Annotated in this window: 19 protein-coding genes; 2 read left to right on the top strand and 17 right to left on the bottom strand. The window is 65.4% G+C overall.

Annotated features, from left to right (window positions below; translation table 11 throughout):
- From K0F86_RS25290 to K0F86_RS25345, 12 genes are all read right to left on the bottom strand, one after another.
- Nucleotides 1-1135 (bottom strand): DUF192 domain-containing protein (locus K0F86_RS25290; RefSeq protein WP_219136888.1); only part of this gene is annotated, 1135 nt, incomplete at its 3' end.
- 10 nt (nt 1136-1145) lie between these two features.
- Nucleotides 1146-2063: a type II secretion system F family protein gene (locus K0F86_RS25295; RefSeq protein ID WP_219136889.1), complete on the bottom strand. Its 918-nt coding sequence runs from the start codon at nt 2061-2063 to the stop codon at nt 1146-1148.
- An 8-nt stretch (nt 2064-2071) separates the two neighbouring features.
- Nucleotides 2072-2944, bottom strand: a complete 873-nt coding sequence (locus tag K0F86_RS25300) for a type II secretion system F family protein (RefSeq protein WP_257572358.1) — start codon at nt 2942-2944, stop codon at nt 2072-2074.
- Nucleotides 2941-4716, bottom strand: coding sequence for an ATPase, T2SS/T4P/T4SS family (locus K0F86_RS25305; protein ID WP_219136890.1), 1776 nt, complete (start codon nt 4714-4716; stop codon nt 2941-2943). Before K0F86_RS25305 ends, K0F86_RS25300 begins: the two co-directional genes overlap by 4 nt.
- Nucleotides 4717-4724: 8 nt before the next feature.
- Complete coding sequence (locus K0F86_RS25310) at nt 4725-6254, bottom strand: type II and III secretion system protein family protein (protein ID WP_219136891.1); 1530 nt, start codon at nt 6252-6254, stop codon at nt 4725-4727.
- A 71-nt stretch (nt 6255-6325) separates the two neighbouring features.
- Complete coding sequence (gene cpaB / locus K0F86_RS25315; protein ID WP_219136892.1) at nt 6326-7267, bottom strand: Flp pilus assembly protein CpaB; 942 nt, start codon at nt 7265-7267, stop codon at nt 6326-6328.
- A gap of 5 nt (nt 7268-7272) precedes the next feature.
- A complete protein-coding gene (locus K0F86_RS25320; protein ID WP_219136893.1) occupies nt 7273-7464 on the bottom strand; it encodes a hypothetical protein in 192 nt (63 codons plus the stop codon).
- On the bottom strand, nt 7461-8180 hold the full coding sequence (locus tag K0F86_RS25325; RefSeq protein ID WP_219136894.1) for a hypothetical protein: 720 nt from the start codon (nt 8178-8180) through the stop codon (nt 7461-7463). The genes K0F86_RS25320 and K0F86_RS25325 overlap by 4 nt, the downstream gene beginning before the upstream one ends.
- A gap of 44 nt (nt 8181-8224) precedes the next feature.
- On the bottom strand, nt 8225-9046 hold the full coding sequence (locus tag K0F86_RS25330) for a hypothetical protein (protein WP_219136895.1): 822 nt from the start codon (nt 9044-9046) through the stop codon (nt 8225-8227).
- Nucleotides 9043-9849: a hypothetical protein gene (locus tag K0F86_RS25335; RefSeq protein WP_219136896.1), complete on the bottom strand. Its 807-nt coding sequence runs from the start codon at nt 9847-9849 to the stop codon at nt 9043-9045. The genes K0F86_RS25330 and K0F86_RS25335 overlap by 4 nt, the downstream gene beginning before the upstream one ends.
- Nucleotides 9850-9959: 110 nt before the next feature.
- Nucleotides 9960-11375, bottom strand: coding sequence for a pilus assembly protein TadG-related protein (locus K0F86_RS25340; RefSeq protein ID WP_219136897.1), 1416 nt, complete (start codon nt 11373-11375; stop codon nt 9960-9962).
- A 54-nt stretch (nt 11376-11429) separates the two neighbouring features.
- Entirely contained in the window at nt 11430-11675 is a 246-nt protein-coding gene (locus tag K0F86_RS25345; protein WP_070218525.1) for a Flp family type IVb pilin, read from the bottom strand.
- A gap of 257 nt (nt 11676-11932) precedes the next feature.
- Here K0F86_RS25345 and K0F86_RS25350 point away from each other — a divergent pair, with 257 nt between their 5' ends.
- Together K0F86_RS25350 and K0F86_RS25355 are read left to right on the top strand one after the other, a co-directional pair.
- Nucleotides 11933-12196: a hypothetical protein gene (locus tag K0F86_RS25350; protein WP_219136899.1), complete on the top strand. Its 264-nt coding sequence runs from the start codon at nt 11933-11935 to the stop codon at nt 12194-12196.
- Nucleotides 12197-12320: 124 nt separating this feature from the next.
- Entirely contained in the window at nt 12321-14552 is a 2232-nt protein-coding gene (locus K0F86_RS25355) for an NADP-dependent isocitrate dehydrogenase (RefSeq protein WP_219136900.1), read from the top strand.
- Between the two features lie 93 nt (nt 14553-14645).
- On the opposite strand, the gene K0F86_RS25360 is transcribed toward K0F86_RS25355, so the two are convergent.
- The 5 genes from K0F86_RS25360 to cysC all read right to left on the bottom strand — a co-directional run bounded on the left by K0F86_RS25360 (nt 14646) and on the right by cysC (nt 18843).
- Complete coding sequence (locus K0F86_RS25360; protein WP_219136901.1) at nt 14646-15086, bottom strand: DUF411 domain-containing protein; 441 nt, start codon at nt 15084-15086, stop codon at nt 14646-14648.
- Nucleotides 15087-15154: 68 nt separating this feature from the next.
- Nucleotides 15155-15541 (bottom strand): hypothetical protein, encoded by a 387-nt coding sequence (locus tag K0F86_RS25365; RefSeq protein ID WP_219136902.1) that lies wholly within the window; start codon nt 15539-15541, stop codon nt 15155-15157.
- A 48-nt stretch (nt 15542-15589) separates the two neighbouring features.
- Nucleotides 15590-16927 (bottom strand): diguanylate cyclase domain-containing protein, encoded by a 1338-nt coding sequence (locus K0F86_RS25370; protein WP_219136903.1) that lies wholly within the window; start codon nt 16925-16927, stop codon nt 15590-15592.
- A 137-nt stretch (nt 16928-17064) separates the two neighbouring features.
- Nucleotides 17065-18183, bottom strand: coding sequence for a sulfotransferase (locus tag K0F86_RS25375; RefSeq protein ID WP_219136904.1), 1119 nt, complete (start codon nt 18181-18183; stop codon nt 17065-17067).
- Between the two features lie 33 nt (nt 18184-18216).
- A complete protein-coding gene (gene cysC, locus K0F86_RS25380) occupies nt 18217-18843 on the bottom strand; it encodes an adenylyl-sulfate kinase (RefSeq protein WP_219136905.1) in 627 nt (208 codons plus the stop codon).
- Between the last annotated feature and the right edge of the window lie 111 nt (nt 18844-18954).

The following is an 18954-nucleotide window of genomic DNA, read 5'->3' on the forward strand; positions in this document are numbered from 1 at the left end:
CGCTTGTCACGGGTGGGTTGCCGGGATTGACGGGCGTGCCGCCATTGCCCGGCCCCGGCGCGGAAACGGGGCTGTTGCCTTCGATGGCGTCGGACTGCATGTGCACGGTGACGTGCGTCACCACGGGGATGCGCCCGCTGGCCAGCAGCTTGGTGTGAAAGGCGTCCGTGTGCGGGTCCAGCCATGTCAGGTAGGTGGCATACAGATTCTTGACCAGCGGAACTTTTGGCAGGTAGCCATGCGTGATACGCAGCTTGATGAGGTTGGCGTCCTGGATGGTTTGGCCGGAACTGGTGCCCACTTTCTGCTCCTTCAGGCTTTGGCCGCTGTACGGGATGACGCGGCGGTTGCCCGTATGCAGCGCGATTTGCCTGTGCACGTCGTTCCAGTCATCAAAACTTTGCCGGGTCGGGTTGAGCAGCTCGATGCTGGCGTTACCCGTGCCGTTGGCGCCGAGGTCAGCGTTCGCCTTGGCCAGCGCAGCGGCGAGCTGGGCTGGCGTCTGGCCGCCGCCGTACAGGGGGATCAGCGCGCGCGTGTACGCCGCGTAGGCGCTGCTGACGCTGGCATGGGCGACGGCCCCTTCGCGCGCGGCCATGAAGGCCGCGTAGTTGATTTGTGTCCGGGCAAAAAACAACATGCCGTATTGCAGGATCGACAGTCCCAGCAGGGTGATGATGGGGCCGACCACGGTGAATTCGATCATCGCCGAGCCGCGCTGGGCCTTGTCCCGCATGCCGGCCACCGTTGCGGGCGCAGCTTCCAGCCGTGGATGCCGCAGGTGGTCGCCAGGGCGGATGTGCAGGGCCGCGATGGCGCCGGCGGCCAGTTCCAGCGTGTGCGCCGTGCGCGGCGCACGCCAGCCGAGGCCGCCGAAGCTGGCGCGCCACGGGCGCAGGCCGGCCACGCAGCGGGTGACGACGCCGTGCCGGTCGAGGTAGACCACGTCGATGGGATAGCGCATGCAGGCCGCATGCACGCTGGCGCAGCGCGTGATCAGCAAGCCTTGCGCGCCATGCAGCGGGGCGGCCAGCATCAGGCCGCGCAAGCGCGTGACAAACGTGTCGGCCAGGCGCAGGTCCAGCGCGTGTGCGCCGCTGGCCGTGTGCAGGATGCTGGGGGCGGGTATCGGCATGGCGCGCTCCTTATAGGCCCGACTGCATGAATTGCACGACGATGGGAAAGAACAGCACGATGAAGGTGCAGGGAAAGATGAAGGCGATGAGGGGGAACAGCAGTTTCACGGGCGCTTCCATGGCCAGCTTTTCGGCGCGCAGGAAACGCTCGGAGCGCCGCTGGTCGGCCTGTGCCCGCAGCACGGGGCCCAGGTTCATGCCCATGCGTTCAGCCTGGATCAGCGCCGTGATGAAATTGGTCACGGCCGGTTCCTGCACCCGTTCGCTCATGGCGCGCAGCGCGTCGGCACGCGCCTTGCCGCTACGCACATCGCGCAGCACGCGCTTGATTTCGTCGCACAGCGCGCCTTTCGGCCCCTTCAGCGCCGCCTGCTGCAGCGCGCCCTGCAAATTGAGGCCCGCCTCCACGCACAAGGTGATGAGGTCGAGGTAGAAAGGCAGCGACTTGTTCAGCGCACTGCGGCGCAGCGCCATGCGGTCGCGCAGCCAGATAGCCGGGTAGCACCAGCCGGAAGCGGCGCCGGCAAGCCCCGCCTGCCAATAGCGGACGGCGCCGACGCCGCTGCGGCTGCCCTGGCCCAGCGAATCGAGCACCCAGCACGCAAAGGCGGCGACGATCAGCGCGCACAGCAGCTGCGCCGCGATGAACTGCGAGGGGCTGAGGCTGTATTCCAGGCCCGCCTTGCGCAGGCGCACGGGCAGCGCGGCCGTGGGTGCCCTGGCAATGAAAGGGCGCAGCGCATGGCCGCCCCAGTGGATGGGCCACCACAGCAGGCGGAAGGCGAGCGGCGGCGCGTCCTTGTAGCTGCGGTCCTCGGCCGGGATGGCGGCGACCGCCCTGGCCAGCAGGGTCGCCAGCAGGGCCATGGCCAGGCCGGACAGCATGGCCAGGGCGGTAATGGTGAGTTCGATGCGGGTGGGCGACATGGCGGCGCCTAGACATCGATGGCGACGATGCGCCGGATGACGTGGATGCCCAGCACTTCCAGCGTGGCGATGACGGCCAGCGCGCCCCAGCCCATGCGCGTGTGCCACAGCTGGTCCATCGCCTGCGGCTCCATGTGGTCGAGCACGAGCATCAGGGTGACGGGCAGGAGGCCGACTATCCACGCCTGCAACTTGCCCTGCGACGTCAGTGCGCGGATCTTGCCTTCGATATGCAGGCGGTTGCGCACCGTGTTGGCCGTGCGTTCGAGCATTTCCGCCAGGCCACCGCCCGTTTCCGTCGCGATGCGCATGGCCGACACCACGAGGATCGTGGTCTGGGTGGGAATGCGCCGCACCAGGCCGTTCAAGCTTTGCTCCAGGGTCACGCCCAGGCGCTGCTCGCGCAGCAGCAGGGTGAATTCCTGGCCCAGCGGCGCCTGCGCCTCGATGACCAGCTGCGACATGGCCAGGTTCAGGCTCAGCCCCGCGCGCAGGGCGCCGGCCAGCATCATCAGCGCGTCCGGCAATTGCTCTTCGAACTTGCGCAGGCGGCGCCGGCGCAGCCAGGCATACACGGCGCGCGGCAGCAGGGCCAGGCCGATGAAGGCCAGGGCGGCCACCAGCACGCTGCCGCTGGCCAGCCCGGCGATGATGGCGCCCAGGGTCATGCTGGCCGCGTGGGCCAGGAAGATGCGCGCCGGATCGACGAACAGGAAGAATTCGCGCACCTGGAAGCGCGTGCGTTCCGTGAAGTGGGCGCGGTAGCGCAGCATGGTGGCGATGCCGATGTCGATCACCAGCCAGGCGAGGATGGCCGCCGCCAGCGCGGCGATGGCGGTGATGAACAGCAGCATGTGGGCGGCGTTCATGGCGCTGTTCATGTCGGCTCCCGCTGGCGAAAAATCGTCGTGTCGAGCGGCTGGCCCTGGCTCCGCAAGGTTTCGTAAAAGCCCGGCAGCAGGTCGCAGCCGCTGAAATAGCCGCGTAGCGTGGCCCCGTCGCTCTTGCCGGCGTAGCCGAGGTGGACGAAGCGGAACAGTTCCTGCATCTGGAACTTGCCGCTTTCCATGCCCGTGATTTCGGTGATGCTGGTGACCAGGCGCGTGCCGCAGGCAAAGCGCGTCTGCTGCACGATCAGGTGGATGGCGGAAGCGACCTGGTCGCGGATGGCGGACAGGGGCAATTCCATGCCGGCCATCAAGACCATGGTTTCCAGGCGCGCCAGGGCGTCGCGCGGGCTGTTGGCGTGCAAGGTGGTGAGCGAACCGTCATGGCCCGTGTTCATCGCCTGCAGCATGTCGAGCGCCTCGCCGCCCCGGCATTCGCCGACGACGATGCGGTCGGGGCGCATGCGCAGGGTGTTGCGCACCAGTTCGCGGATGGAGACGGCGCCCTTGCCCTCGACATTGGCGGGGCGCGCCTCCAGGCTGACCCAGTGCTCGTGGTGCAGTTGCAGCTCGGCCGCATCTTCCACCGTGATGATGCGCTCGCCCGCAGGAATGAAATTGGACAGGATGTTGAGCAGGGTCGTCTTGCCGGAACCGGTGCCGCCCGAAACGACGATATTCTTGCGCGCCGCCACGCACACTTGCAGGAAGGCGGCCATGTCGGCGCTGAGGGCGCCCAGTTGCACCAGATTGTCCGCCGTCATCTTGTATCTGGCGAACTTGCGGATGGTCAATGCCGGGCCTTTCAGGGCCAGCGGCGCGATGATGGCGTTGACGCGCGAGCCATCCTTCAGGCGCGCGTCGACCATGGGCGAGGATTCATCGATGCGCCTGCCCAGCGGCGCGACGATGCGCTCGATGACGCCCAGCACGGCCCGTTCGCTGGTAAACGTCAGCGGATGCCTTTCCAGCTTGCCGTCGCGCTCGATATAAATCCGGTCGAACTGGTTGACCATGATTTCCGTGACGCCCGCATCGTCGAGCAATTCCTCCAGCGGCCCCAGGCCCACAGCTTCGTCGAGCACCTGCCTGGCCAGCAGTTCATAGTCGAGTTCCTCGGGAATATCGGCCCGCTGCGCCCGCATGATGTCGTGGATGTAGCGCCGCGCTTCCGTGCGCAATTGCTCGTCGCTCATTTTCGACACGTCGTGGCGGCGCAAATCCATGGTTTCGAGCAAGATGGCGTGCAGGCGCTGGCGCCATTCGAATTCCAGCTGCTGGCGTGCCTGCGGCGCCAGGATGATGGCAAAGTCCTCTTCCGGCGCGGCGCCGTCGGCCGTTTGCCGCCACTGTTCCTGCATTTTTTCCGCCGCCAGGCGCGAGGCGTGGATTTCCGCCGTGGCGCGCTGGTTGCGCGTGGCGGCGCTGCTCGAGCGCGAGTGAAAGGCGGCCGCCTGCACGGGACGCGCCGCGCCGGCCGCTTCCTGCACCTGCAACTTGTAGGGGCCGATGCCGATCACGTCGCCGGGCGCCAGCGGGCCATGCTGGCTGCGGATGCGCACGCCGTTGACGCTGGTGCCGGCATAGGAGCCCATGTCTTCCAGCAACACGCCGGAGGGTGTCTTGAGCAGGCGCGCGTGTTCCTTGCCGATGCGCCAGCTGTCGAGCCAGATGTCGTTGCTGGTCTTGCTGCCGACCATGCAGTCGTCGGGCACGTTGACTTGCCTGGCGCTGCCGTCGGGGTGGAGGATGTCGACCTGGAACATGATGGCCTTCACTGCGCCGGCACGGACGGCGGCGCCTGGTTGAAGCGGGCCGCATCCGCGCCGGGCTGCAGGGGATCGCTGAGGTGGGGCGGCTGGCCCAGCTGCCGCTCCAGCCGCTGCGTGGCGCTGCGCGCCCGGTCCGCCAGGCCGGCGCTGCGGCCGTCGACGATGCTGGGCGTGACGAACACCACCAGCTCCGTTTCCTTGTTCTGGTAGCGCTTCGAGCGGAACAGGGCGCCCAGGATGGGGATGTCGCCCAGCAGGGGCACCTTGTCGACGTCGCTGCTGCTATTGCGTTGCAGCAGTCCGGCCAGAACGATGGTTTCGCCCTGACGCACATTGAATTCCGTGCGCGTGCGCCGCGTCAGCAGGGCCGGCCCGCTGCTGGTGGACAGCGAAGCGTCGATGGAACTGACTTCCGATTCGATCACGGCGCGGATGACGCCATTGCTGCCCACCTTGGGCTCGATGTCGAGTTTGATGCCGTAGGGCTTGAACTGCACCGTCACGCCGTTGACGGTGGCGACGGAATACGGAATCTCGCCGCCGGCCAGGAAGCTGGCCTTGTAGCCGCTGCGCGTCGACAATTGTGGTTCGGCAAGGATACTGGCAGTACCATTTTGTTGTAGTGCAAGTAACTGCGCGTTCAGGCCCAGGTTGATGGCGCTGAGGATGGTGAGGTTAGCGGGCAGGGGCACGAAACTGCCGTTCCCGCCATTCGGCACGGTGATCGGCGGCGCATTGGCCTCGCCCGTGCGCACGTTGATCGCATAGCGGCCCGCATCGCCGCGGCTGGACGGCGCCCAGATGCCACCCAGCGCGGCACCGCCCGTGGCGCTCCATTTCAGGCCCAGCTCGCGCAGTTCCGTGCGGGGAAACTCGACCACCTTGACGTCCATCATGACCATCTGTTCCCAGCCGATGGGGCTGGTGAAATTGACGATTTGCGGATAGCGCCTGGCCAGTTCCGCCACCTTGTCGCGGTCCGCGTCGGACAATTCATCGCCTTCGACGACGACCTTGTCGCCCACCACGCTGGCCTTCGCTTTCGGGATGGCCGACAAAAAGCTGGCGATGTCGCGCGCATGGCGGCGCATGTCGAGCGGCAGCACCGTCACTTTCACGCGCTGGTAGCGGCCATCGTGGTGCCAGACGAACAGCGAGGAGTTGCCGGCGCCGTTGGCGAAAATGATGACATCCCTGTCGTCGAGCGCGTTGGCGGTGATGACCTGGCCATTGCCCACGGCAATGCGCGCCACGCCCGGCGTGGGGAAGACGCGTGATTCGCCCAGGTACAGCTCCAGTTCGGGCTCCGCTTCGGCATCGTCCTGCTTGCCGATGGGCTGGTAGCGCGCTGCCGTATTGCCGGCATTGGCCGACTTTGGCATGCTGCCGGCCCTGGCCGCGAGCGGCGCCTTGCCTTGGATTAGGCCCTGGGGCGCCGTTTGCGCGCGGGCACAGGCCGGCGCCGCCAGGCCCGCACCGAGCACGAGCGGTATGCAAAGGGCTTGCAGCAGAGAGAGAAAGTAGCGTTTCATGGGACTTTGTCCATCCAAAGGGCGTGCGGTGGCTTGCGTACTGGCGCAAGGCGGGCTGGCGTCACTACGTCTCAGGGCGGCGCGGCGGCAGCGTTGATGAGCACAGTGGGCGGTGGCGCGGCCAGTGGCGCCGGCGGCATCGGCACCGGCATTGGCGGATCGGTACCGCTGCGATGACCCTGCAGGCGCAGGGCGTCGGCTGGCACCGGCATGCCGCTGCCGCCATACAGCACGGGGATGCCGCGCCGCTGCGGCAGGGGTATGCTTTCCGGGCGGGCATCGAACAGCAGCGACAGGTCATAGTCTTGCAGGCCTGGCGCGGCCTTGTCCGCCGGATTGCGCAGCAGGGCCGTCAGCTTGCCGTTTTCGCGCGCGATGATGAGGTTGCGCGCCTGCGCGGGCGTGGTGTCGAGGGTGACGGTGGAAAATTGCGCCGCCTCGCCGTTTTTCGCGTCATCCACCGAGCGTTGGCCCGTGGCCATGACTTGCATGCTTTGCAACAGGGGCAGCACCACCTTCCTGCCGTTCTGGTCGATGGTCAGCATCAGGTCGATCAGGTCGCCCGGTTCCAGCATGCCCGAAATCGAATTGATTTCGTCGACCACCACCGTGATGGCGCGCCGCCCTGCCGCCAGGCGCGCGGAAAAGGTGGGCACGCGCTTGCCCGCCATCTGGCTCCACATGATCATTTCGCCCGCCTTGACGGGAAACGCGATGGCGTTGCCGGCGACGCGCTCGAAATCGCCCGGCCGCACGGCGCCCGAGTGGGCATACTCGACGGGGATCTTGCGCACGGCCGCGTTGTCGCTCGACAAGATCGTATTTTGCGCCAGATCCATCTTCGCGACGACGACGCTGAGGGTCTGATGCACATTGCGCGCCTCGATCTCTGCCACCCGGGTGCTGAGGAAGCTGCGCGTGGCGACGGCGGCGAGCAGGCCGATGGTGAGCGCGGCGCCCAGCACCACCCAGGTCTTGTTGATCTTCGATAAAGAGGGAAAGGGAATTTTCATGATGCTCAGCCGGGCAGGGAAATGGCGTGGCTGAAGTCCTGGTACGCCGAGCGGAAGGCGGCCAGCAGTTGCCTGAGCACGCTGGTTTCGCCGCTCATGCCCACGCCCAGCGCGATGGCCAGCGCGGCGCAGACGATGGCGTACTCGACGCTGGATTGGCCCTCTTGCGGCCAGCGGTGGCGAAAGCGGGGCGTCATCTGGCGGACTCCAGGCGCGTGACGGTGTTCAGGGCGATGGCCGTGTTGCCCCGGCTGTCGCGGTAAATCACCGCGAGCGCTTCACTGGCGGAGGTCTTGAAAAACAGTGAGGTGGCGCCGCCGGGCGCGCTGGTGGACGAGTCCGTACGCTCGAGCGTGTAGCCTTGCGCTTCGAAGGTGCGGCGCAGGTGGCGGACATTGGCCTCGACGCCCATGGTGTTGCTGACAGTGAGCAACTCGGCGCGGCGCGGGCCATCCACCGAGCGCGTTTGCGTGAGCAAGCGCGAACCGGCGGGGAAGCGCGACAGCAGCCGGTCCGTGGCGCTGTCGCGCGGCCCCGGCGCGGCGCCCAGGTGACTGACGGCAAGGATGCCGCGCGTACCGCTTCCCGCGGGCTGCAGTTGCACGGTGGCGTAAAACTCGCCCAGCGCCCGCCCCAGCACCAGCGTGCCGCCCTGTGCGTGTTCGGCCAGCGGTTGTCCCAGACTGGCGCGGAACTGCGCCGCCACCTGGTCCGGCGTCCTGGCGGACAGCACGCCGCGCAGGTACAGCGGCAGGCCATTGACGCGCATCTCGCCCCCTGTGGCAAAGGTTTCAATGCCGGCGGGAATGGCGATCGCGGGCCAGGCTGGCGGCGCTGACCCAGCGGCACCGCAGGGCAGCAACAGCGCCAGTGCCGCGCCGGAGATACGCCGAAGATATTGTTTGACTGTCATTTCTGCAATCTCCCCTGATGCGGATAAGGTGGATGGCGCGATGCCTACTTGAGCCGGTCGGGCGGCACGACATCGCGCCAGAAGTCGAGCTGCCCCAGCTTCGGTCCTTGGATGTGCCCCATTTCCACCAGGGTCACGCTGGCATTGACCACGCCTGCCGCATCGCGCAGCGCCGTGGCGGGAACCAGCAGCTTGCTGTCGAGACGGGACTGCACCTGGGCCGGCGACCCGGCCGCCCAGCCATCGATGGCCACGCTCGTATGGCGGTGGATGGCCAGGTCGAGGCTGTCAAACGGTTGATAGGCGACGATGCCGGCCGGTAACTTGGCCAGGCGCACGCTGACGTTGCCCCGGTAAATGCCGCGGCTTTGCAAGCCCAGTTCGTCGGCGGTGTGCACGCCTGCGGATGTGCCCACCAAGCCGTTGAAGGGCGCGCCGTCGCTGGCGGGCGTGAAGGCGCCGGCATGGCTGGCCGCGTTGCCGGGGCCAAAGCTGACGGCCACGTCGCCGCCGAAGTCCGCGATCAGGGCGCCGCCGGCAGGCCCGCGCCAGAACAGGTTCTGGTGCGCGAGAAAATTACCGGCCGTATCGCCTGTCTTGATGGGAGCGTCCGCATTGCTGAAAAAGCGCCGGCGCACCTCGTCGGCCAGGGCGGCCGGCGCCTTCCAGCCGCCTTGCGCGTCGTTGTGCGTGATTGCCTCGAAGGTGACGTAGCGGCTGGCCATGCCGGCCTGAGTGGCGATATCCTGGTATTTCGCGATCAGGGGCAGCAGCAGGTACAGCGGCAGCAGGGCGGCGGCGAGCACGAGAAACTCCGTCAGCGCCTGGCCGCGGTTGTGGCTTTGGCGCAAGTTGTGCCGTTTCATGGCCGGCTCCCCGGGCGCGTGATGCGAAAGCCGCCGTCCAGGTAGGGCGTGAAGACGGCGTTCGGCACCAGGGTGTCGAGTCTGGCCTGCGTGGCGCGCAGGGCGATGCCGTTGGGCGAGCTCATTTCCAGGGTCATGCCGGACATGCCTGCTTCGCCGATGGCATCCAGCGAGGAGAAGGAGCCGCCGCGCGCCAGGCAGTTCTTGCCGTCCGGGTCGAGCGGATTGGGCCGGATCTCGCATTCCAGGCCGGCGATGGTCTTGCGTTCGCCCGTGCCCGCTTGCGGATGGGCTTGCATGGCGGCGGCGAATGCGGCCATGGCCGGGCTGCTGGCCGCCTGGCGTACGATGGCGGCCCTGTGCGCCGCCGTCATGGCCGGCTGGCGCCGTGGCGGCGCGGCGTGCGCTTGCCCCGTGGCATCGCAATGGCCGTGCGCCGTCTTTGCCAGCAGGTCAACTTCGCACGTGCCCAGGCTCGATGACAGGCTGGCCGTGCCGGTGCGCGCTTCCATCAGGCTGCAATCGCGGGGATCGACGGCATAGGACAGGCCGGCGGCGTACACGATGCTGCGGTTGACGGCAGCATACGTGTCCAGACGCATGCTGATGACATGTTCGGGCCATGCCTGTGGCGGCTTCGAGACGATGCCCTGTTCGCTGTTGCGCTGGACGCAGGCCTGCACTTCCGCGTGCAGGCGGGCCAGGCCGGCGGCGTCACCCGGCTTGCCATCCAGGTAGCCGCGCGCGCTGACCAGGTGGACCTTGACGGTGGCGTCGCGCGCCGCCAGCGCTGCGTGGGCCATGGGCATTTGACGCACGGCGTCTTCGCCCGGCGTGCTGGCCCTGGCCGGCGACAGCGCACAAAGCAGGAGAAGCAGGAGAAGCAGGAGAAGCAGGGACAGGCCAGACGGCTTCATCGCGCGCCTCCCAGTGCCGTGGCGGCCGCCAGGTCGGCCGCCGAGGTGGACAGGAGGCGCACTTGCCAGTAGGGATTGAACAGGCTGGCCAGTTCCGTCTTGCCATCGTCGCGCCCGCCCGGTCGCTCGAAATACACTTGCGCCGTGGCCACTGCCGCCAGCACGTCGTGGGCCGGCTTGCCGTCGATGATGCCCAGGTGGCCGCCCGGCTTGATGCCGGATTTGCCATCGGATGTCCTGAGCTGGTCTTTCGCCCGTGTCAGGCGAATGGCGAAGGTCAGGCGCGGCTGCGGATCGGTGGAGGCGTAGGCCAGGGCCGGTATGGCGATGTCGGAAAAGGTGGGCAGGCCGCTGTAATGCCAGTCGCTGCTGCTGGCAAGGCCGCTGGCGCGGGGATTGTCGGCGCGCGACTGGCCGTAAGCGGCGCCGCTGTCGTCGGGCGTGCCGCTGGCCGCCGCTTGCGCGCCATAGCCGAGCGGCATTTCATCATCGTCGCAGGTGGGCAGGTGAAACAGGCCATGCGTATGCCACGACCAGTGGTGCAGCGAGGCCGTATCCATGGCTTTCCATGCATCGAAGTCGACGAGTTCCGTGCCGCCGCGCCGGCGGAACTCCGCCTTGTTGCCCAACAGGCAAGGCAGGTGATTGGCCGAGGTCCAGGAGCGCTGCCGGACGAAGGCGTCGCGCTGGGCGGCCGCCAGCGCCGCCTGCTTGAAGCGGCCCCGCTCGGCGCCCGCATACGCGCGGATGAAGCTGCCGCCCTCGAACAGCGTGAACGTGTCGGTGAGGGGCATGCTGTCGACCCGCACGCTGCCATCGCCCGCATAGTTGGCGTCGGCCACCTGCTGCATCAGGGCCTGACGGGCCGGCAAGATGGTGGCCGCCATGTTCGCCTGCGCCCCCTGCAGGATGGCCTTGGCCGCTTCGGACGCCAGCACGCTGGCCTGCGCCGCTTGCTGCGCCACCTGGTCGACGGCTTGCGCGGTATTCCTGGCGGTAGGCAAGCTGAGCAGGTAGCAGACGGGAATGTAGTCGAGCAGCACCAGTGCCGCCGGCACGGAGTAATAGCCGCGGCAGTTGAGGGGCGTGACGTTTTCCGTATGTTTGACGACATGGGCGGACCACGCGGCGATGCTGACGGCTTGCGCGATCATGACCTCGTTGGCCATCAGCGCGCGGTTGGTGTAGGCGTCGAAATTGAGGGCGCGCGCCTGCATCACGGCGGCGCTGTAGGCGACGGCATCGGCCGTATTGACGAGCTTGGTTTTTTCCGCCGTGAGCTGGCCCGTATTGAAGACGAAGAGCAGGGCGGCCAGGCCGCCCATGAGAACGAAGATGCCATAGATGAGCGCCTGGCCCTGCTGGCGGCGTTGCGCGAGGTGGGGCGGGCGGAAGGCCTGTTGCGCTGTCATGATGATGGTGCCGGGGCGCTCATGGGCTTGTGGGCAGTCGCTGGTGGCGGCTGCCTAGTCCTGCTTGCCGGTGGTGGCCTGGTCGCCGTAGGTGGACAGGCTGTTCTTCGCCGTGTCCTTGGCGGCCGTCTCGGCCTTGGTGGCGGCCCCGCCTGCCTTGGCGATGGCGGCCGTGCCGTTCTTGCCCGACACTTCCATGGCGATGCCGGCCGTCTGGTTGCGTATGGTGGCGCCGAACAGCTGGTAGACGCCGATGGCGGCAACGGCAATCAGCGCCACGATGACGATATATTCCGTCATGCCCTGTCCCAATTGTTGCCGCATTGACTTGATTTTCCGCATAACAGGTTTCATTTGAAATACCTTTCAGTTGAGAAAAGACAAACAATGGATGAATAAAAAGAGAAAGCCTGCTCATCGTATGGCCGTTTTAATCAGCGGGTTTAATCGATATCAAGCCAGCTGAAGATTTGCGGGGAAGTGGCGCAGCCTGTGGCAGGCGTGCGCCAATAAAACGACAGACAATACTGCGACGTTGCCGGCAAACAGGAGGCGCCATGTCCGACATCCTCGAACTACTGCAATGGCCCGCCATGGCCGCTTCGCTGCTGGCGGCCTGGCTGGTGGGCGCGCGCACCGTCGCTCCCACTTGGATATTGTCAATATTGAATGCTTCATCAAGGCGACATACATGCCGGGCCGCCGTCCTGCACCCATTTCAAGGCGGAAAATGGCCGTTCGGGCCTGGCGCCATCAGATATTTGCTGTCTTATATAAGATTCGTCGCCATCGGATACACAAACAGCGGCAGGACAGTCTAAAATACGTGGTGGGCAAGCACGGCGTCACCGCCGGCACACTAGCCGTCCAAAGCAAGGCTAACCGTCCTGTGTTTGGAATGAAGAAAGTTAACCACCAGGCATCACCGCATACAAGGGAATGAACATGGCAACACAAAAATCCAAAATCATCTACACGCTGACTGACGAGGCGCCGCTGCTCGCGACGTATTCCCTGCTGCCGATTATCAAAAAATTCACCGCGCCGGCTGGCGTGGATGTCGTCGCCACGGATATTTCGGTGGCGTCGCGTGTACTGGCCGAATTTCCCGAATTCCTGACGGACGCGCAAAAAGTCCCGAATACCCTGGCTGAACTGGGCAAATTGACCCAGAATCCAGATACCAACATCATCAAATTGCCGAACGTCAGCGCTTCCCAAGGTCAATTGATCGCTTGCGTGCGTGAATTGCAAGGCCGTGGCTACAAGCTGCCGGACTATCCGGAAGACGCGAAGACGGAAGAAGAAAAAGCCTTGAAGGCCCGTTACGGCAAGTGCATCGGCAGCTCGGTCAATCCGGTCCTGCGTGAAGGCAATTCCGACCGCCGCGCACCGAAGGCTGTCAAAGAGTATGCACGCAAGCACCCGCATTCGATGGGCGAGTGGAGCCAGGCGTCGCAAACCCACGTCTCGCACATGCATCATGGCGACTTTTACCATGGCGAAAAATCGCTGACCCTGGAAAAGGCCCGCGATGTCAAGATGGAACTGGTCACCGCCTCGGGCAAGACCATCGTGCTGAAACCGAAGGTTGCGCTGAAAGCGGGCGAGATCATCGACAGCATGTTCATGAGCAAGAAAGCGCTGCTGGAGTTCTACGAGAAGGAAATCGACGACGCCTTCAAGACGGGCGTGATGTTCTCGCTGCACGTCAAGGCGACCATGATGAAGGTCTCGCACCCGATCGTCTTCGGCCACTGCGTGCGCATTTTCTACAAAGACGCGTTCGCCAAGCATGCCGAACTGTTCGACAAGCTGGGCGTGAATGTCAACAATGGCATGAGCAATCTGTACGACAAGATCGAGACCCTGCCGGCGTCGCAAAAAGATGAAGTGCTGAAAGATTTGCACGCCTGCCACGCGAATCGTCCGGAACTGGCCATGGTCGATTCGGCCAAGGGCATCACCAACTTCCACTCGCCGAACGACATCATCGTCGACGCATCGATGCCCGCCATGATCCGTATCGGCGGCAAGATGTGGGGCGCCGACGGCCGTCCGAAAGACGTCAAGGCAGTCATGCCGGAATCGACTTTCGCGCGTATTTATCAGGAAATGATCGGTTTCTGCAAATGGCATGGCAACTTCGATCCGAAGACCATGGGCACCGTGCCGAACGTGGGCCTGATGGCGCAGCAAGCGGAAGAATACGGTTCGCACGACAAGACCTTTGAAGTGCCGGAAGGCGGCACCGCCAACATCACCGACCTGGAAACGGGCGAAGTGCTGCTGACGCAAACGGTGGAAGAGGGCGATATCTGGCGCATGTGCCAGGTCAAGGACGCGCCGATCCGCGACTGGGTCAAGCTGGCCGTCACGCGTGCGCGCAACTCGGGCATGCCTGCCGTGTTCTGGCTCGATTCCTACCGTCCGCACGAGAACGAAGTCATCAAGAAGGTACAGGTTTACCTGAAGGAGCACGACACGAGCGGCCTGGAAATCCAGATCATGTCGCAGACGCGCGCCATGCGCTACACGCTGGAACGCGCCTTCCGTGGCCTGGACACCATCTCGGTGACCGGCAACATCCTGCGCGATTACCTGACCGATTTGTTCCCGATCCTGGAACTGGGCACGTCCGCCAAGATGCTGTCGATCGTGCCGTTGATGGCCGGTGGCGGCATGTACGAAACGGGCGCCGGCGGTTCGGCACCGAAACACGTCAAGCAACTGGTGGAAGAAAACCATTTGCGCTGGGATTCGCTGGGCGAGTTCCTGGCCCTGGCCGTGTCGCTGGAAGACATGGGCATCAAGACGGGCAATGCGAAGGCCAAAATCCTCGCGAAAACCCTCGATGAAGCCACCGGCAAGCTGCTGGACAACAACAAGTCGCCATCGCCACGTACCGGCGAGCTCGACAACCGCGGCAGCCATTTCTACCTGGCCATGTACTGGGCGCAAGCCCTGGCAGCGCAGAAGGACGACGCGGAACTGGCGGCGCACTTCGCTCCCGTGGCAAAAGCCCTGGCCGACAACGAAGAAAAGATCGTTGCCGAGCTGAAAGCGGTACAAGGCAAGGAAACGGATATCGGCGGCTACTACCTGCCCGATCCGGCGAAGACGGAAGCGGTGATGCGTCCGAGCGCCAGCCTGAATGCCGTGCTGGACACCATCTGATGCAGTCCTGACAGGCGGTAAGTTCTTTACTGCCTGACAATAAACAACGCCGCCGGGAGCAATCCCGGCGGCGTTTTTTATTGTTTCCTGCCTTTATTTGTAGTGCTGGTAGACCGTCGTGCCATTGGCTTTCACCAGGAACACGTCGTACGGATCGTTGCGCGGTCCTTCCATGCCTGGCGAGCCCATGGGCATGGCCGGCACGGCCAGGCCTTTTGCCTGGGGTTTCTCGCGCAGCAGGCGCTTGATGTCGCTGGCGGGCACGTGGCCCTCGATGGCGTAGCCGTTGACGATGCCCGTGTGGCAGGAGCCGAACTGGTCGGGTATGCCGGCGCGCTGGCGATATTGCGCTGGCATCTCGACGTTCTTGGCACGCACGGTAAAACCGTTCGCTTCCAGGTGCTTGACCCATGCGGTGCAACAGCCGCACGAGGCGCTTTTGTAGACGTCAATGACGGGCAGGGCCGCGATGGCGAACGTGGGCAAGCCCAGCATGGCGGCGCAGGCGCCGCGCAATAAGAAATGTTTGATCATGTGTTGCTTTCAGACGAATAAGGTCTATCGTGGCCACACGGGTGGCCTGCTTGGGACGAGCTTGGAATTTAAGCGGAAAGCGGCCGCGGCGGCCGGCGCGGGCCGTCGGGAATGAATCCCGTCAGCAAGGTGGCCGTTGCGATGGTGACTTGTTGCGCGCCGGTGCAGGCTGCGGCAGGCAGGGAAAGGCAGGGCGGCATCAGCGCGCCCAGGCAAAAGCTGGAGCAGGCGCCGCAAGCGGGGTGCTTGGCAGGGGTCTTGTTTTCTTCTTGCGTGCCGGCGCTGTGCGGGACGGCGGATGACTGCGCAGCGTGATGCTGGCAGTTCGCTGCCATCATGGCTGCAGGCAAGGCAGCGAGCGGCGCGCACGCACGCGTGGCGCCGCTTGCTGCCGCTTGCAGCGGCACCGCCGTGATCAGCAGCAGGATCAGCCATGTTTTGAAGAGTCTTAGCATCGCCGGAAAGTATAGCATAGGGGTATTGTCGCCAGAAGCAGGCGCCCGCTAGCGCTCGGCGGCGCCCGCCTTCGATGTGTACATGGCCCGGTCCGCATGGCGCAGCAGCAGCTGCATGGTATCGCCGTCGTCCGGGAAGTGCGCGACGCCGATGCTGACGCTGATGCGCAGGTGGCGCCCATCGCCGAGCCGCAGCGGGGTGGCCAGCGCCGCGTGGATTTTCCGTTCGATCAGCATCACATCGAGCGACAGCGGATTGTTTTCCAATAGCACGACGAATTCATCGCCGCCCAGGCGGGCCAGGGTGTCGGTCTCGCGCAGGCAAGCCCTGATCCGGTCCGCCACGGCCTGCAGCAGCAGGTCGCCGCAGGCATGGCCGTAGTGGTCATTGATTAATTTGAAGCGGTTCAGGTCAAGAAACAACAGCGACAGCCGGCCATCATGGCGTTGGGCACGCGCAAACGCCGTCTGCAGGCGGTCATGGAACAGGCGCCGATTCGGCAGGCGGGTCAGTTCATCGTGCATGGCCATGAAGTGCATGCGGCTCTGCAGTTGCTTGCGCTCGATGGCGATGGCAAGTTGTTTGGCGACGAATTGCAGCAAATCGAGCTCGTGTTCGTTGCCTGTGGACGCTCCCTGGCCGCTTTGCAATACCAGCACGCCGATGATGCCGCGCGACGACTGCAGCGGGACGGCGAGCCAGTACTCCAGCAGGTCGCCAGCGGCAGCCTGCAAGACGGGCGGCAAGCCGGCCAGCTGGCCAGGCTCGATCAGCAAGGCGCTGCCGCTGCGCTGCACTTCTTCGCACAGCAGGCCCGCCAGCGCGGCGTGCGTTGCCGGCGTGCCGTCCAGTCCCTGCTGCGCTTGGTGCAAGTGCTGGCCGTGCTCGTCCTGCAGCGAGACCGTCAAGCCGCAGGCGGGCAGCAGTTCGCGGACGATCTGGTGGATGCGCTGGAGCAGGGCCGGCAGTTCCTCGGTCGCATGCGCCGCCTCGGAGATGGCGTACAGCGCCGCCTGCTTCGCCTGCGTCTGTTTCAGCGTCGTGATATCGCGCGCCACCGCCACGCGCAGCTGGTCGGTGGCGGACCAGCGGGCCGACCACATGATGTGCGCGACGCGCCCGTCTTTCCTGGTGTAGCGGTTCTCAAAGTGGGCCTGGGCATGGCCGTTCATGATGGCCTGCGCCGCCGCGATGGTGCGCTGACGGTCGGCTGGCGCGACCAGGTCGAGCATGACCATGCCGATCATTTCTTCCTGGGTGTAGCCGAAGATGCGTTCGCAGGCGGCGCTGACAAAGACAAAGCGTCCATTCACATCGACCATGCACACGGCGTCGAGCAATAAATCGGTGAAGCTGGCGACCGGCGCGCTAATCAGATGTTTCATATGTTCACTATTTTAGTGGACATTGCCGATCGATATTGAAATTGTTGTTTTTAGAAAACAAAGAGCGTTGATCGCGGCTTGCCGGGCCGGCAGCGACGGCGGCATGCCGATGCGGAGCAGGTGTCGGCGCCAGCCTGTCAATCATCGACGACAAACGCGTCCGGGTCGAGTGAATCCAGCGTGACGATGGCGCCGCTGTCCGGCGCGCCGCCGCTCTGGCTGAGGCGTGCATGCAGCTGGGCCAGATAGTCGGCGCGGCAGCGGCGCAGCACGTAGTCGCGGAAGTTATCCTGTTCCAGGGCGCGCCAGGCGCGTTCGCGTCCTTGCGCCGAGCGCCTGCCGGCCAGCTCGATGAGCGCGGGCGTGATGCCGGCGTCGCCGCGGCAGAGGCGCGTGTAGCCGTAGCGGTCCATATACGGGCCGGCGAGCGTTTCGATGAGGTTGATCTCATCGTCCGACAGTTGCTGCCTGAATTTGTCGATGTTGGCCGCGATCGGCGCATGGCAGTTGGCCGACCACAGCGACGACAGCTGTGCGATCTGTCGCGCTTCCGCCGACGCGGCCACGTCCAGCATCTGCGGCAGGAAGGCGATGCCGAGAAAGTCACATACCGTTTCCAGCGTCTCGTGTTGCCGCGACAGGAAATCTTCATAGCGTATCGTCAGCACGCGCTGCCGATGGCGCTGCACGACGTGGTCGGCGGCTGTATGGGCGGCGAGCCAGGTCCTGGCATTGAGCAGCGTGTCGAAATCGTGGATGATGGCGCGGTTCATCGACGCCACTTGCGCGCGCGGATCGCGCACAACGTTCAGGAACAGCATGTCCGGATACAGCCGCACGATGTCGTCGGCGTAGTGCACGCTGTCGAGCGACTTGTCCATCACCACCTGCGCCTGGCGGCGTTCGCCGGCGCGCAGCAGCAGCTCCCATGCCACGCGGTGGATGCTGCGCGGCTGGCCGCGCAGCGTTTCGAACACTTCCACCGGATCGAAGACGACCCCGGGCCACTTGACCATGCTGACCGCCGCCAGGCCCACCACATCGACCACCAGGCGAAAGTAGGCACGGTCGTCGCGCAAGTCGCCGTACAGGGGCAGCAGCGGCATCATGTCGACCAGGTGCAGCGGATACGGTGAATAAAACTGCGGCGACAGGTTCAGGCGCAGGCGCAGGGCATGGCTGCCGCAGCGGCGCAGGGGGATCATCATGACAGGGCGCGGGCGCGCGCCGTGGCCGGGGTGGTGCGTGGAACTCATCTCATCCTTCCTCGAACAGGTGGGTGCGCGGCATCAGATGAAGCGCGGGGACAGTTGCTGGAACAGCCGTTCGCAAGCCTGTTCCAGCGACAGCGTGCTGGTATCGAGCGTCAGCGCCGGCGCCAGCGGTGCTTCGTAGGGCGCCGAGATGCCCGTAAATGCCGGGATCAGTCCGGCCCGCGCTTTTTTGTACAGTCCCTTGGGATCGCGTTCCTCGCACAGCGCGCATGGCGTGCTGATGTAGGCTTCGATAAAGTCGTCGCCGCCGATGATCTGGCGCGCCATCTCGCGGTCGCTGCGCAGCGGCGAGATGAAGGCGCAGATGACCATCATGCCGGCGTCGTTCATCAGCCTGGCCACGACGGCGCCGCGGCGGATGTTTTCCTGGCGGTCGCGCGGAGAAAAGCCCAGGTCGCCATTCAGGTGGTGCCGCATATTGTCGCCGTCGAGCACGCAGCTGAGGCGGCCCTGCGCCAGCAGCCGCCTTTCCAGCGCGTACGCCAGCGTCGACTTGCCTGCGCCGCTCAGGCCGGTCAGCCACAGCGTCGCGGCCCGCTGGCCGGCCATCAGCCCTCGTTGTTCCTTGTCGATATGGCCCGCATGCGGGAAGATGTGATGCGCTCCGCCGCCCGCAGCGGCGATCTGTTCCAGTTTACCCACGTGCGCCACTCCCCCGTTGCCGGCTCAAAACTGTTCCCATTCGATTTCGCTGGGCTTGGCGGCGGCCGGACGGGCCGGCTTCGCCGTGGCGGGCGGGCGCCGCGCCGCCAG

This window comes from Janthinobacterium sp. UMAB-60 (genome assembly GCF_900095235.1).
Taxonomy (GTDB): domain Bacteria; phylum Pseudomonadota; class Gammaproteobacteria; order Burkholderiales; family Burkholderiaceae_D; genus Janthinobacterium.

Excerpts from the sequence above, each read along its gene's own strand:
- K0F86_RS25295 (WP_219136889.1), bottom strand. The coding sequence starts at position 2,063 with ATGTCGCCCACCCGCATCGAACTCACCATTACCGCCCTGGCCATGCTG.
- K0F86_RS25300 (WP_257572358.1), bottom strand. The coding sequence starts at position 2,944 with ATGAACAGCGCCATGAACGCCGCCCACATGCTGCTGTTCATCACCGCC.
- K0F86_RS25305 (WP_219136890.1), bottom strand. The coding sequence starts at position 4,716 with ATGTTCCAGGTCGACATCCTCCACCCCGACGGCAGCGCCAGGCAAGTC.
- K0F86_RS25310 (WP_219136891.1), bottom strand. The coding sequence starts at position 6,254 with ATGAAACGCTACTTTCTCTCTCTGCTGCAAGCCCTTTGCATACCGCTC.
- cpaB (WP_219136892.1), bottom strand. The coding sequence starts at position 7,267 with ATGAAAATTCCCTTTCCCTCTTTATCGAAGATCAACAAGACCTGGGTG.
- K0F86_RS25320 (WP_219136893.1), bottom strand. The coding sequence starts at position 7,464 with ATGACGCCCCGCTTTCGCCACCGCTGGCCGCAAGAGGGCCAATCCAGC.
- K0F86_RS25325 (WP_219136894.1), bottom strand. The coding sequence starts at position 8,180 with ATGACAGTCAAACAATATCTTCGGCGTATCTCCGGCGCGGCACTGGCG.
- K0F86_RS25330 (WP_219136895.1), bottom strand. The coding sequence starts at position 9,046 with ATGAAACGGCACAACTTGCGCCAAAGCCACAACCGCGGCCAGGCGCTG.
- K0F86_RS25335 (WP_219136896.1), bottom strand. The coding sequence starts at position 9,849 with ATGGCCCACGCAGCGCTGGCGGCGCGCGACGCCACCGTCAAGGTCCAC.
- K0F86_RS25340 (WP_219136897.1), bottom strand. The coding sequence starts at position 11,375 with ATGACAGCGCAACAGGCCTTCCGCCCGCCCCACCTCGCGCAACGCCGC.
- K0F86_RS25345 (WP_070218525.1), bottom strand. The coding sequence starts at position 11,675 with ATGACGGAATATATCGTCATCGTGGCGCTGATTGCCGTTGCCGCCATC.
- K0F86_RS25350 (WP_219136899.1), top strand. The coding sequence starts at position 11,933 with ATGTCCGACATCCTCGAACTACTGCAATGGCCCGCCATGGCCGCTTCG.
- K0F86_RS25355 (WP_219136900.1), top strand. The coding sequence starts at position 12,321 with ATGGCAACACAAAAATCCAAAATCATCTACACGCTGACTGACGAGGCG.
- K0F86_RS25360 (WP_219136901.1), bottom strand. The coding sequence starts at position 15,086 with ATGATCAAACATTTCTTATTGCGCGGCGCCTGCGCCGCCATGCTGGGC.
- K0F86_RS25365 (WP_219136902.1), bottom strand. The coding sequence starts at position 15,541 with ATGCTAAGACTCTTCAAAACATGGCTGATCCTGCTGCTGATCACGGCG.
- K0F86_RS25370 (WP_219136903.1), bottom strand. The coding sequence starts at position 16,927 with ATGAAACATCTGATTAGCGCGCCGGTCGCCAGCTTCACCGATTTATTG.
- K0F86_RS25375 (WP_219136904.1), bottom strand. The coding sequence starts at position 18,183 with ATGAGTTCCACGCACCACCCCGGCCACGGCGCGCGCCCGCGCCCTGTC.